Origin of the sequence: Halorubrum tropicale, from assembly GCF_001280455.1 — an archaeon.
GTDB lineage: Archaea > Halobacteriota > Halobacteria > Halobacteriales > Haloferacaceae > Halorubrum > Halorubrum tropicale.
This window is the reverse complement of the sequence record NZ_LIST01000005.1, coordinates 136,884-150,131: the sequence shown is the minus strand read 5'-3', so window position 1 is coordinate 150,131 and position 13,248 is coordinate 136,884. Positions and strand designations below refer to the sequence as shown.

At 69.6% G+C, this 13,248-nt stretch carries 10 protein-coding genes; 2 read left to right on the top strand and 8 right to left on the bottom strand.

Annotation, left to right across the window (positions count from 1 at the left end):
* Window positions 1-39: 39 nt before the first annotated feature.
* The 7 genes from AMR74_RS13020 to AMR74_RS12995 form a co-directional block, all read right to left on the bottom strand.
* Entirely contained in the window at window positions 40-1,503 is a 1,464-nt protein-coding gene (locus AMR74_RS13020; RefSeq protein WP_139043005.1) for a PKD domain-containing protein, read from the bottom strand.
* Window positions 1,504-1,506: 3 nt separating this feature from the next.
* Window positions 1,507-4,737, bottom strand: a complete 3,231-nt coding sequence (locus AMR74_RS13015) for a right-handed parallel beta-helix repeat-containing protein (RefSeq protein WP_053772491.1) — start codon at window positions 4,735-4,737, stop codon at window positions 1,507-1,509.
* A 297-nt stretch (window positions 4,738-5,034) separates the two neighbouring features.
* Entirely contained in the window at window positions 5,035-5,208 is a 174-nt protein-coding gene (locus tag AMR74_RS19170; protein ID WP_167551917.1) for a hypothetical protein, read from the bottom strand.
* 73 nt (window positions 5,209-5,281) lie between these two features.
* The gene (locus AMR74_RS13010; protein WP_053772490.1) at window positions 5,282-6,334 is read right to left on the bottom strand and encodes a zinc-dependent alcohol dehydrogenase family protein; all 1,053 of its coding nucleotides are present in this window, start codon (window positions 6,332-6,334) and stop codon (window positions 5,282-5,284) included.
* Between the two features lie 108 nt (window positions 6,335-6,442).
* A complete protein-coding gene (locus AMR74_RS13005) occupies window positions 6,443-7,471 on the bottom strand; it encodes a DUF4350 domain-containing protein (protein WP_053772489.1) in 1,029 nt (342 codons plus the stop codon).
* Window positions 7,468-8,460, bottom strand: a complete 993-nt coding sequence (locus AMR74_RS13000) for a S49 family peptidase (protein ID WP_082356878.1) — start codon at window positions 8,458-8,460, stop codon at window positions 7,468-7,470. Before AMR74_RS13000 ends, AMR74_RS13005 begins: the two co-directional genes overlap by 4 nt.
* Window positions 8,461-8,573: 113 nt before the next feature.
* Window positions 8,574-9,659, bottom strand: coding sequence for a sulfite exporter TauE/SafE family protein (locus AMR74_RS12995; protein WP_053772488.1), 1,086 nt, complete (start codon window positions 9,657-9,659; stop codon window positions 8,574-8,576).
* Between the two features lie 399 nt (window positions 9,660-10,058).
* Here AMR74_RS12995 and AMR74_RS12990 point away from each other — a divergent pair, with 399 nt between their 5' ends.
* Complete coding sequence (locus AMR74_RS12990; protein ID WP_053772487.1) at window positions 10,059-10,736, top strand: hypothetical protein; 678 nt, start codon at window positions 10,059-10,061, stop codon at window positions 10,734-10,736.
* Between the two features lie 139 nt (window positions 10,737-10,875).
* Here AMR74_RS12990 and AMR74_RS12985 read toward each other — a convergent pair whose 3' ends face one another.
* Complete coding sequence (locus AMR74_RS12985) at window positions 10,876-11,364, bottom strand: cupin domain-containing protein (RefSeq protein ID WP_053772486.1); 489 nt, start codon at window positions 11,362-11,364, stop codon at window positions 10,876-10,878.
* A 300-nt stretch (window positions 11,365-11,664) separates the two neighbouring features.
* Between AMR74_RS12985 and AMR74_RS12980 the strand changes: the two genes are divergently transcribed.
* Entirely contained in the window at window positions 11,665-13,239 is a 1,575-nt protein-coding gene (locus AMR74_RS12980) for an alpha-isopropylmalate synthase regulatory domain-containing protein (protein ID WP_053772485.1), read from the top strand.
* The last annotated feature ends 9 nt before the right edge of the window (window positions 13,240-13,248 follow it).

The following is a 13,248-nucleotide window of genomic DNA, read 5'->3' as shown; positions in this document are numbered from 1 at the left end:
ACGGCCGTCTCGGGGATTCGAAAAAAGAGCGAGAGCGCGTTAGCCGTCGGCTCGGCGGACCGCGACGACGATGAGCAGCGCGACGACGACCGCGATCGCGACCGCGCCGAGCGTCCGGAGCGAGAACAGCCCCGGCTCCGCGACCGGCGCGTCGTCCGCGGCGACGGTCACCGTCTCCGTCGCGGTGTCCGTCTCGCCCGCGTCGTTCGTCACCGTGAGCGTCACCTCGTACTCGCCCGGCTCGGCGAACGACGCCTCGGTCGTGCTGCCGGCCGCGGCGTCGCCGTCGATCGACCAGTCGTAGGCGACGACCTCGCCGTACTCGTCGCTCGACTGAAGCCCCGACAGCGTCACCGCCTCGCCGGGGTCGAGCGTCTCGACCGGCACCGTGATCGCCGCGTCGGGCTCGCTCACCGCCGAGACGGCGAACGTCGAGAACCCGGGCGTCTCGGACTCCAAGACGACCGCGTCGCCGGTCTCCTCGACCACCGTCGTCTCTAAGCCCTGCCACTCGCCGTCGGCGAACCGCGAGAGCCGAAGGTCGCCGGGGTCGGCCTCGGCCGCCGCGACCCGGTCCGCGGAGATCCGCGCCCGGATCGTCGCCGGCGTGTCCGTCGCGGACTCCGGCACCGATATCTCGACAACCGACACCGAGGCGCCGGGCGCCGGGCCGGTCGTCTCCGGCGCGGACTCGTACTCGGCGACGCCGACCGCGCCCTCGACTGCGCCGTCGAAGGTGATCCCCTCGATAGGGGTCTGGCCGGTGAACGTCACCGAGCTCGTCCCGGTCGCCTCGTCGACCGCGGCCGTCGCCGTCTCCGCGCCGGTCGTCGACGCGCCCGCGGGCAGGTCGAGCACGTCGTCGACCGCCGGCGGGTCGGCCGGGCCCTCGCCGGGCGTCTCGCCGTCGTCGCCACCGGGTGCGCCGCCCGTGCCGCCGCCGGGTGTGCCGCCCGTGCCGCCACCGGGTGCGCCGCCCGTGCCGCCACCGCCAGGCGCGCCGCCCGTACCGGTGCCGTCATCGCCGTCGTCACCGTCACCGGGATCCGTCGGCGTATCGTCGCTCCCGTCGCCCGGGTCGGTCGGCGTCCCATCCCCGCCGTCGCCGTCGTCGGGCGGCGCCGGCGCTTCGGCGAGCGAGAGGTCGACTTCCTCGTTGGCGCCCGACTCCCACGCCGCCGTGCCGGCCTGCGAGTCGGCGACGCGGAACGTCACCTCGTCGGCCGGCCCCTCGACGGTGAGCTTCTCGTCGAAGGCGCCCGGGCCGCCGAACCGCCCCTCGGCGTCGGTCTCGATCGAATCGCGGACCTCGCCGTCGACGACCGCCTCGACGGTGACGCCGTCGAGCGGCTCGCCGTCGGCCGTCACCTGGCCGTAGTACGCCGCGGGCGTCGGCGGCGGACTGTCCTGCGCCGCCGCGCCGCTCACCGCGGCCCCGCTCGCGACGAGGCCGGCGACGAGCACCGCGAGCGCCGCGATCCCGAGCATGTGTCGGAAGTTCATGGATTAGTTCCCCTTGAGAGTGGTCTCCTCGTCGGACTGCGTCGGACCGACCGGAACCGCCGCGCCGAGTTCGCCGTCGTCGGTCGCGAACACCCAGTAGCCCTGGAACGGACCGACGGTCGTCGGGTTTATCTCGTCGGACCCGGCGAGCCGGTACGGCGTGCTCTTGTCGGCGGGGCCGCCGACCACGTTGACCACGGAGGCGACCTCGGTGGTCGAGACGCCGAACGCGTTACTCACGGTTCCGTTCGACGGCGCCGCGACGAAGTTCCAGCCGGCCTCCAGTTCGGTCGAGGTCATCTCCGGAATCTCGGAGTCGGCGTCGGCGTACTCGAAGGTGATCCGCTGGTCGGACTCATCCTCGTCGATCGTGACTGCGAACGCGTCGAGCGCGCTGATTCTCTGATCGGCGATGTCCTCGTTTCCGACCCAGTTCGTCCCGTTGTACGCGTAGACGGTGCCGTTGAAGTCACCGAAGACCTCGTCGACGGTCCCCTCGGTGGCCGCCGGGAACGCGACCGAGTGCGTGTCGCCGTCGGCGGGGATGACGAGGTCGTGCCCGAACTGCGTCGTCTCGCCGAGCGAGTCGGCGTCAACCTCGTCAGGTTCGACCGTCAGGAGCGGGTCGTAGGTGATTTCTCCGCCCTTCTGAGCCTCCTTGAACGTATCTGCGTCCGTGAGGAATTCGACATCGCTAAGATCGGTCCAGTAGTTCCCCGTTACGTCCAACTCGCCGTCCCCGGCCTTGTTTTCGATCGTCTCGACACCGTCGAAGGTGTTGAACCGGACCGTCTGAGCCCCGGGATTGTCGCCTTCGACGCCGAAGCCGACGCCGTCAAGTTCGCCGCCGCTCGCGGAGAGTTCGTTGTTGCGGACGTCGGTCGTCGCGCCGCCGCGAGCGACCACGGCGAAGGAGTATCCGTCGCTCGCGACGTCGATGTCGCTGTCGCGGACCGTCGCGTCCGCACCAGCGTCGGCACTGACGCCGACGACGGCCGTGAGATTGTCAGCGGTCATCTCGCCGGTCCCGTCGATCGTCGCGTTCGTGATCGTCGCAGAGGCGTCGCTGCCGAATACTTCGATGGCGAGGCCCTCGCTGAACTCGGCTGATTCGACGGACAAGTCAACGGTAACGTCGGAGACCGTCACGTTCGACCCGGCCACGTTGACCGCGTTGTTTTCGGCCGCCGGGTTCGGGAACACGTCGCCGACTGAAGCGTTTATTCGAACCTCCGACAGTGTAGTCTCGTCGGCGTCCAGCGCGACGGACCCGTCAATCACGGTGTCGTCGCCCTGACCGACGAGAGTGACGTTCGGGGTCTCGACCGAGACGTTCTCAGCGTATATTCCGGGAACAAGCTTGACAGTCTCGTTTTCTGAAACGAGGTTCAGAGCGTCTTGAACGCTGTTGAGGACAATATTCCGGTCCTGACCGTCGATCTCGACCGGCTGGAGGATCGCCCCTCGATCAAGATCGTTGTTCCCCGCAAAGACTGATAGGTTAATGGTCGCAGTCTTGTCTTCTACGAGGAACGCAGCGTCACTCACCGAGTTGTTCTCAAAGGTGACTGCCGGAGCACCACCGGCTTCGACGCCGATGCCGACGCCAACCGTCCTCGTCTCGGGGTTCGACCGGATGTTCGAGATGTTGTTTTGTGCGATGCTGATCTCGCTCGGGACCACGTCGTGGTTACCGGTTCCCCGCACGACGGCTCCGAACGCCCACGCGGTATCGCTCTCTCCGACATTGCGAACGACGTTATCACTAACATCCGCATTTTCAACGTTTCCTTGGACAGAAATGCCAGTGACGCCGCCCTTAGTAGACCGTCCAGAGACGTTCTCGATGAGGTTGTCAGCGACGATGACGTTGCGAACAGCGTCGTCGGCATTACCGCCAAAGACGTTGATCGCGTCGACACCTTCCCATTCCGGGAGTCCGGCCGCGCCGAAGTCGCGAACGACGTTGTTACGGACAGTGATGTTGTCCGCCGCGCCGCTCACCCTAAGTGCCTCCGCGCCGGCGTCAGTACTCGCATTGGGCGGGGTGACCGTCAGCCCGTCGAAAACAACTCCGTCTGCGGAGGCGACGACCTGTCCTTGGATCACGGCTTCGGATGTGCGGTCACTGTGGTCCCCCGGAATTCCGGCATTCGGGCCTTCAATAGATAGGTCTGCGGTATCAATCGTTACGTTTTCTAGGTACATGCCCTGGCGAACGACAATCGTATCGCCGGCCGCCGCTCCGTTGACGGCCGACTGGACGCTCATGTCGTCGGCGACCACGAACGGCCCGCCGAGCTCGGAGACGACGGCCGCGTCGGTTCCGGTACCGTCGTTCGTCGCCACGGCGGCGTCAACCGCGGCGGATTCGCTAGTGTAGAACCACTCGAACTGGTTAGCGACGTTTCGGTCGGGAGGCGTCGACGAGGTGTTCGCAGCGACCCGGTACTGGATGTTCCCCGGGTAGTCGATGTCGCCGATCAGGTCGTCCGACGACGCCTGCTCATAGAGCGGAAGCGGTTCATCGGCGTTGAGGTCGCCGTCGAACTCGATCCCGTACGAGCCGACGTCGTCGCCGAGCTGGTCGCTGAGCGCTCCGTCGGCGTAGATCGCGACGCCGCCCCACGAGTTGTTCGTCGTTGTGACGCCCGTGACCTCGGTGTCGGTCACGTCGGTGAACGCGATGCCGTTCCCGGAGACGGTGTCGGAGACGGTCACGGAGTCGATCGTTGCGTTCGTGACTGCGTTGAGATCAATGCCCGTCGATCCGCTATCCCTGACTTCGACGTTTTCGATCGTGAAGCCGTCGAGCCGACCCTCGCTCAGGTCGGCGCCGGAGACCTTGACCGCGTACGTCCCGGAGCCGGTGATTTCGAAGTTACTGAGGCGCACGTCGACCGCCGTGACGCGGATTCCGTACCCGGTCGATTCGCTCTCGATTGTCGTGTCGCCGACGCCGACAATCTCGACGCCCGCCGTGTCGACGGTGAGCTGTCCCGACGGCGAGTACGTCTCGTCAACGAGTTCGAGCGTGTCGCCCGGCGAGAGGGCGTCGCTGCTCAGGGCCTCCTGGATCGTCTGGAAGTTCGTCCCGTTTCCTTGCCCGACTTCGTAGGTCGTGCTACCGTCGTTCTGCGCCACCGCGCTGCCCACGAAGCCGGCGCCGACCGCGACCATCGACACCACCATGATCGCGGCCAGCGCGACCGCGCGTACCTGCTCCCGCGTCATACCGGCTCCTCCGTCGACTGTGCGAATCGATAGCGTGCGTGTGTCGCTGTCATGATGTCGGACTCCGTACTGGAGATACCGATATCACGTCCCCTACGGACCTTGTATTTCGCCGACTGAACGGCTTCGGGAAACGCCTGAATGGTACTTCAGGCCACGCCTAAAAGCCGCGTACACCGCTCTGAGGCCGGATCTCTGAATCGGGTTTACGCGACGCGGGCGACGGAGCTGTCGCTCACGAGACGACGACACGCGAAAGAAACGTCGGGGTTCGAGGCGGGGTCGTGCCCGACCGCGTCAGTCGTCGGCCGGGGCGCGCGGCTCCGCCGGGGGCTCGGACTCCTCCGTCTCGTCCGCCGGCTCGTCGACCGCGTCGACGCCGGGGGTGTCGTCGAGCTCGTCCGCCTCTTCGGACCGGTGACGCGCCTGGACCTCCTCCCAGGTCATCGCCTCGTCGTGATGGTGACACATGACAACTATCAACACGGGCTGGACGCATCTAAATGTTACGTCGAATCTGTCGAAAGAGGGTCTCTGAGCCGGCCTACGCGTCGTCGTGGGGTTTGACGAGCACCTTGATCGCCTCCCGCTCGTCCATCATGCGGTAGCCCTCGGCGACCTCGTCGAGACCGACCGTCTCGGTGAAGATCGGCGCGGGGTCGAGCGTCCCCTGAAGCACGTCGGCCATCAGCTCCTCGGCGTACGCGCGGACGGGAGCGACGCCGCCCGCGAGCGTCACGTTGTCGCCGAACATGCCGAACACGTCGAGGCCCTCGTCTTCGACGCCGTAGGGGACGCCGACGTACCCGATCGTCCCGCCGGGGCGGACCGCGTCGATGGCGGTGTTCATCGCGCTCGCGGCGCCGACGCACTCCATCACGTGGGTCGGCCCGCCGTGGGTGAGTTCGCGGATCCGCTCGACGGCGGCCTCGCCGCGCTCGGAGACGGTCTCGGTGGCGCCGAACTCCTCGGCGAGGTGGAGCCGGTCCTCGTGGTGGCCGACCGCGACGATGCGCTCGGCGCCGAGTCGGCGGGCTGCGAGCACGCCGCAGAGCCCGACCGCGCCGTCGCCGATGACGGCCACGGTCGACCCCTCGTCGACGCCCGCGCTGACGGCGGCGTGGTGGCCGGTGCCCATGACGTCGGTGAGCGGGAGCAGCGAGCGGAGCGCGTCCTCGTCGTCGGCGTACCGGTCGGGCACGCGGACGAGCGTGCCGTCGGCGTGGGTCGAGCGGACGTACTCGCCCTGGCCGCCGCCGTTGTCGCCGCCCCACGAGTCGCCGTTCTCACAGGAGGTGTGGAGCCCCTTCCGGCAAAACTCGCACTCGCCACAGGAGATCGCGAAGGGGGCGAGCACGCGGTCTCCGGGCGCGACCGAGGTCACGTCGTCGCCGACTTCTTCGACGATCCCCATCGGCTCGTGGCCGACCGGAGAGCCCGCGTCGCGGTCGCTGTCGCCGCGGTAGAACCAGAGGTCCGAGCCGCAGATCGCGGTGTGGGTGACGCGGACGATCGCGTCCGTGGGCGCCTCGATCTCGGGGCGCGGTCGCTTTTCGACGCCGATGTCGCCGGGTCCGTTGAAGACGGCTGCGCGCATGGCTCCGCTACCGTCGCGCGCGACAAAAATGAGCGGGTGTCGGAAGCCGACCGGAACCGGACCGGCTCGCCCGGTCGCGGCGGTCCGGTCGGCAGGGCGGGCGACCGGTCAGGCGGCCGTGCTGTTCGTCGGCGGCTGCTCGCCGCCCGGCGGCGTCGGGCCCGTCGACCCGCCCGCGCCGGGCGGCGTCCGGTCGTTCGTCACGAGGAAGTCGGCCAGGTTCCCGATCAGCGCGTCGTTGTCCGCGCGTCGGGCGTTCTCCGGCGACAGGAAGTCGCCGTCGCCGATCATCACGACCTCGTCGTTGCGCACGAGGAGCGGCGCCTCGGTCGCCTCGCGGGTCGTGGAGAGCTCGCTACCCTCGATCGGGCGCAGCACCTCGCTGCCGCCGACGGCCGTGCCGACCGGGGTCGCCGACGGGAACACCGCGCGGTCGACGCCCTCGGTCAGGACCGAGTCGCCGGTCGCCTCGGCGTACACGCGCTGGTAGTTCAGGTCGTTCTCGTCCATGTTGTACACGTAGCCGGGCCGGGTCGTGACGTCGAGCGTCGCGTCGAGCGACGCGGCGCCGGGCTGGGAGTACGCCGCGTCGGGCTCGGTGGCGAGCACGACGTGGCCGCCGGACTCGACGAACGACTCGATCTCGTCGAGCTGCTCCGGCTCGTAGTCCGTCCGGAACGTCACGAACGCGTCGGCCTCGGCGAGCCGCTCGCCGAGCTGCGTCGGCCGGTCGGCGCCGGGCCGCGCGGGCGGTCGGCGCTGGTCCGGGTCGGGCACGTACACGCCCACCTCGTGGCCGTTCTCGATGAGCGCGTTCGCGAGCGGTCTGATGTCCCGGTCGTCGACGCCGCCGCCGCCGAGCCCGAGGAGGCTGATGGGGAGCGCCGGACCGGGTCCGCCCGCCTCGACGCCGGGGTCGACGAGGACGGTCTGGGACGCCGCCGAGGCGTCCATCTCGACGGTCGCCTGGCCGGGGTCGTCGTCGACGACGAGGTCGTCGTCAAGGAAGTGGTCGTTCTGTATCTCCGGGGCGGGCGCTGCGCCGTCGGCGGTCGCGAAGCCGACGGCCGCGGCGCCGCCGAGGACGGCCGCGAGGGTCACGACGAACGCGACCGCGAGGGTTGCGACGCGGTTCACGCGCCGACACCCCCGTTGAGCCGCGCCGTCTCGTTGCCGGTCGCCGTCCGCTCCGTCGACGCCGCGCCGGCGTCACGGAGGTCGGGCTCGGAGAAGCGCTCGATCGTGTCCACGTGCGGCACGGCGGGCGTGTAGACGTACGTCGAGGGCATCGGCTTCACCTCGGCGTACCCGGGGTCGTTCGCGTGGATCGCGACGAGCCCGGAGTCGGTGCGGACGAGGAAGGGGATCCCCGAGAGGCCCCCCGTCTCCCGCGTGTCGACCGTGTACTCGCCGAGATTCTCCTCGGTGGCCGCCGCGTGGATCGCCTCGTTGAGCGAGCCGATCTCGTCGGCGAAGCCGTTGTTGACGGCCTCGGTGCCGAGGTACGTGTCGGCCTTCGCGACCTCCTCGCGGGGCATCTGGAACTCCTCGCCCCGTTCCGCCATCATCGCGTTGATGAACGTGTCCGCGAGCGTCTCCTGTTCGGCCCACGCCTGGGTGGGGTTGCTGCCGGCCTTGTCGGGGCCGCTCGGACCGAAGGGCGCCGAGCGGGCCGACGGCGCAGGGGCGTTCAGCCCGATGCTGCCGACCGTCGAGGTCGGCATCACGTAGATCTCGTCGGCGGGCGCCATCGCGTAGTAGCCGCCGGAGGCGCTGATCGACTGGACGCTCGCGATGACGGTCATGTCCTGGCTCGTCCGCTGGACCGCCTTGTACATCCGCTCGGAGGCGACGGGCGCGCCGCCGGGCGTGTCCAGCTTGAGGACGACCGCGCCCACAGAGTCGTTAGCGCGGATGTCCGCCAGTTCGCTCTCGACGTCGTCGGCGAGGGCCGTGTTGACGGGCCCCTCGATCTCGACGACGGCAACTGTGTCGTTCGGGTCGTTGGTCGCCGCGTACACGCTCGGAGCGAGCACGGCGCCGACCAGAGCCGCGGCCAACACGACGACAGCCACCTGCTGTCGCGACGTGAGGGCCGTGGAGGGCTTGTCTAATGACATCGCCATGTAACAACTGAGCGAAATATGTGAAAAAAACACCGAAGGAGCGCCGACGTCGAGCACGGTGCGTCGCCGACGAACCGAGATGCGCCACAGGCCACGCCGCCGCGGGACGCCGCTCAGATCCCGCCGCCCGCCATCGCGAACAGCGCGACGGAGATGACCGCGAACAGGCCGCCGACGCCGGCCTTGATCGTCCCCGTGTCGAGCGCGGTCGAGACGTACGGCGCGATCTGGCCGCCGAGCGTCGTCGCCGGGACCGTCCAGACGACCATGTTCCACGGGGTCGTCGCCAGGTCCATCGTGTGGCCGCCGACCAGCCCGCCGCCGAACACGTGGACCACGGAAGCCAGCACGGCCGTCGTCGCGACGACGATGTGGTTCGTGCCGATGGCGACCCGGACCGGGACCTGCGTGCGGAGCATCGAGATGATCCCGAGCTCGCCGATCCCGAAGCCGGCGAGCCCCTGGAACACGCCGCCGACGCTGTAGTTGAGGAACCGTTCGAGGTAGCCGCCGCGGGAGTAGGTATAGTCGTCGCCGTCGCGGTCGACGCGCGTGACGGTGCCGGAGTCGTCGGTGTCGACACCCGCGGGGCCGAGCTTGTTGTCGTCGTCCGGGAGGTCGGGCGCCGACCCGCCGTCGGTCGCGACCTCCTCGTCGTCCGCGCCCTCGGTCGGGTCGCCGTGGCCCAGGTTGGCCTTGAACAGCAGGTACGACGCCGCCAGCAGCGCGATCCCGAGCAGGGCGTGGAACAGTGGCTCGGGGATGACGAACGAGAGGAGCGCCCCACCGACGACGAAGGGGACGCCGCCCAGCACGAGCGACAGCGAGAGCCGCCGGTCGACGAGCCCGTACTGGATGAAGGCGAGCGACGAACTCGACAGCCCGAACGACTCGCTGATGAGCCCGATCTTCACCAGCGTCGTCGGCTCCAGGGGGTACGCGACCAGCGGGAAGACGAAGATGAGGAACGGCACGAACAGCGCCGACCCGCTGATCCCGACGGTGTTGACGATGGTGGCGCCGGTGACGAACGCCAGGAACAGCCACCAGTACTCGGTCCAGTAGTCGACGCCGGCGTCGGCCGGCGTCGGCGCGAAGGCGTACACCCCCGCGACGAACAGGAGCGGGGCGAGGAACACGAAGACGTGTTGGTAGCGCAGAAAGGCGCGCTGGAGATCGCTCGAGAGTGACGTGCTCATTGAGGCGTGGAACGCGAATTACGTGGGGTATAATAAATGCGTTTCCACACGTCACGATAGTTATGAAAGATCATCAACGTCGCGGAGGGCGTCACAGCGGCCGCGACGCCGTCGAAATACGGATCGGCGTCCGAACGTTTCCGAAGCCGCAAATGAATGCGTTATGACAGAAAGAAACGGTTAAACGGAGCGGTCGGTCACCCGCAGATCGAACGATGACGCGGGAGCTCGGGACCGCGGCGCGCGGGCACTACGACGCACTCCTTCACTTGGGCGCGCTGGTGGCGTGCTGTTACGTGGCGTTCACGGTTGGTGGGCTGGTGTGAGGTCGCAACGGCGTCGATGGGGCCGCCGCGCCGACACGACCCTTTTCTACCGCGCCCGCGTACGTCGAAGCCCATGGACGAGAAGACCGCCGAACTCCGCGACCTGTTCGTCGACGCCACCGGCTCGGAGACGGTCACCGAACGCCAGGAGGCGGCGCGGGGGACCCTCGTCGACCGCGACGACGAGGCGGTCGGCGAGGGGGTCCGCGACCTCGTCGCCGCGATGCGGGAGCGGTACGGCTTCTCGACGCCCCTCAACGACGACACCTACGCCCTCGTCGCCCGCGGCCGGTTCACAGATGAGGACGACGCGGCGATTGCGGCGGCGATCCGCGACGGACTGACTGACACAGACGGCGACGGCGATGTCGATCCGGATGAAATTGACGCCGAGACCGTCCGGAAAGCGCGCCTCGACCTCCACCTCGTGCGCGAGTCGGACCGCGAGGTCGACGCGCCCGACGGCGACTCGGATACCGCGTTCGCGTACGCCGACCTGGAGCGACTCACCGCCGCCGGGAACTCGATCGTCGAGTGCGCCGAGGAGCTGGACGCCCAGCCGGATACGGTCGCCCGGTATGCCGCGGTCGCACGCACCGACATCGCCTCCACGCGGGCGAACGATCGGTTCCGCGACGCATTCCGCGACCTGCTCACCGACGCCGACATCCAGGGGTCGCTCGCGAGCGACGCCCGCGAGGACGGCCTGCGCGAGGCGACCGAGGACATCGAGACGGACGTTTCTTTATAAGCAGTTAGCCGCGGAGCGGCGACGAACCCCTCCAAAGCCCCAGCCGCGAGGACTCGCGCGGCTCGCTGCGGTCCTCAGTCAGTCGCTGGCGCTCCCTCCTTGCGGTCCTTGCGTCGCCGCTACACCCCGCGAGCCGTGCTCAGGGCGAAAAGGAGGTGCCGCAGTCGGTACAGGTGAACCGGAACCGCGCCTCGTCGGTGAGCTCAGTGTCGTGGACGCGCTCGCCGCCGCACTCGCGGCACTCGACCACGGACCGGATCCGGTCCCAGTCGTGGCGCGCGCCCGGCGCGCCGATCGCCCAGGCGACCACCTCCTCGTCGGCGTCTGCGGGCACGAATCCGGACTGGAACTCGCCCGGGGCGAAGCGGATCGCCTCGTCGGGCCCGACGGTCACGCGCTCGCGGTCGCGGCCGACCTCGAACGTCGCGGTGCCCGAGCGGACGTAGAATACCTCCTCCTGGTCGTCGTGCGTGTGGAGGCCGCCCGAGAAGGCGTCGCCGGGCGCGAGTTCGAAGTAGTTCATCGCGACGTGGTCGGTGCCGAGCGCGCGCGAGACCGGCTTCCGGATGTCGTGGACGCCCATGGGGTTCGTGACGACGTCGACGTCGTCGACCGCGACTCGCTCCATGCGGGCTGGTCGCAGAGGACGCCCCTAACGCTGTCGGCGGCCGCGCCGAGGATCCGTCGGCGTACCCCCGCCTCGCGGCGACGATCGCTCGGTCAAACCTGACGCGACCCGACAGTTTATCCGTGTGTGTGTCGTCCGCACGGATACGAATGACGCGAGATACTCGCGATCGTTCGGAGGATAGAGGAAGTCGCCTCGCGGCGGCTGGCCGCGAAATTCTCCGGCGATAACGACGACGGGGCACGACCGCCCCGCGGCGGCACCGACCCCGAGACCACCGCAGAGCCGACGGACTCCCTTTTGACCCGAACACCGCTCACAGACCTCGACGAGGTACAGCTGTTAGACACCACCCTGCGCGACGGCGAACAGATGCCGGGCGTCTCCCTGACGCCCGGCGAGAAGGTCGGCGTCGCCCGCGAGCTCGACGCCGCGGGCGTCCACCTGATCGAGGCCGGGTCGGCGTGCACCTCGGCGGGCGAGCGCGAGGCGATCCGCCGCGTCGCCGACGAGGGGCTGAACGCGACGGTGACGAGCTTCGCCCGCGGGGTGAAACGCGACGTCGACCACGCGCTCGACTGCGGCGTCGGCGGCGTCAACCTCGTCGTCCCCGCCTCCGACAAGCACGTCGAGACGAAGGTGGGTTCGACCCGCGACGAGGTCGTCGAGACGACCGTCGAACTCGTCGAGTACGCGAAGGACCACGGCCTCTGGGTCGAAGTGCTCGGCGAGGACGGCTCGCGGGCCGACCTCGACTACCTCGAACGCCTGCTCGGCGCCGGCCTCGACGCCGGCGCCGACCGGATCTGCTACTGCGACACCGTCGGGGCGGCCGACCCCGAGCGCACCGCCGCGGTCGTCTCGCGGCTCGCCGACCTCGGCCCGACGAGCCTCCACACCCACGACGACCTCGGGTTCGGGCTGGCGAACGTTCACGCGGGACTGAAGGCGGGCGCCGACACCGTCCACGGCACCGTCCTCGGCGTGGGCGAGCGCGCCGGCAACGTCGCTCTCGAAGAGGTCGCAATCGCGCTCGGCGAGTCGTACGGCGTCGACACCGTCGACCTCGCGCGGCTCTACCGGCTCTGCCGGACCGTCTCGGAGGCGACCGGCGTCGCGCTCCCGCCGAACAAGGCCGTCTGCGGCGCCAACGCCTTCGCCCACGAGTCCGGGATCCACACCGACGGGACGCTGAAGGACGGGACGATGTACGAGCCGTACCCGCCGGAGACCGTGGGCCGCGAGCGCCGGCTCGTCCTCGGCAAGCACGCGGGCCGCGCCGGCGTGAAGGCCGCGCTCGCCGAGCACGACGTGGCGGTCGACGACGACGAGCTGCGCGAGGTCGTCGCCCGCGTCAAGGAGCTGGGCGAGCGCGGGAAGCGCGTCACCGACGCCGACCTGCTCGCCATCGCCGACGACGTGCGGGGCCGCGAGCGCGAGCGCCACGTCGAGCTCGTCGACCTCTCGGCGACCTCCGGCGGGAACCTCCCGACCGCCTCGGTGCGGCTCCGCGTCGGCGACGAGGAGCGCGTCGCCTCCGGCACCGGCGCCGGCCCGGTCGACGCGGGGTTAGAGGCGGTCCGCGCGGCGCTGGCGGGCGACGGGGACGGCGAGCGCGGCGGGGAGGACGGCGCTGACGGCGGCGTCGCGTTCGACCTCGACTCCTATCACGTCGACGCGATCACGGGCGGCACGGACGCGGTCGTCACCGTCGAGGTCGACCTCTCGCGGGGCGACCGCTCGGTGAGCGTCTCGGCGTCGGACGCGGACATCACCCGGGCGAGCGTCGTCGGGATGGTCGACGGGCTCGACCGCCTGCTCGCGGCTGAGGCCGACGCCGCGGACGCCGAGCCGGGCGCCGTCGCCGACGACTGACGCCGGCGT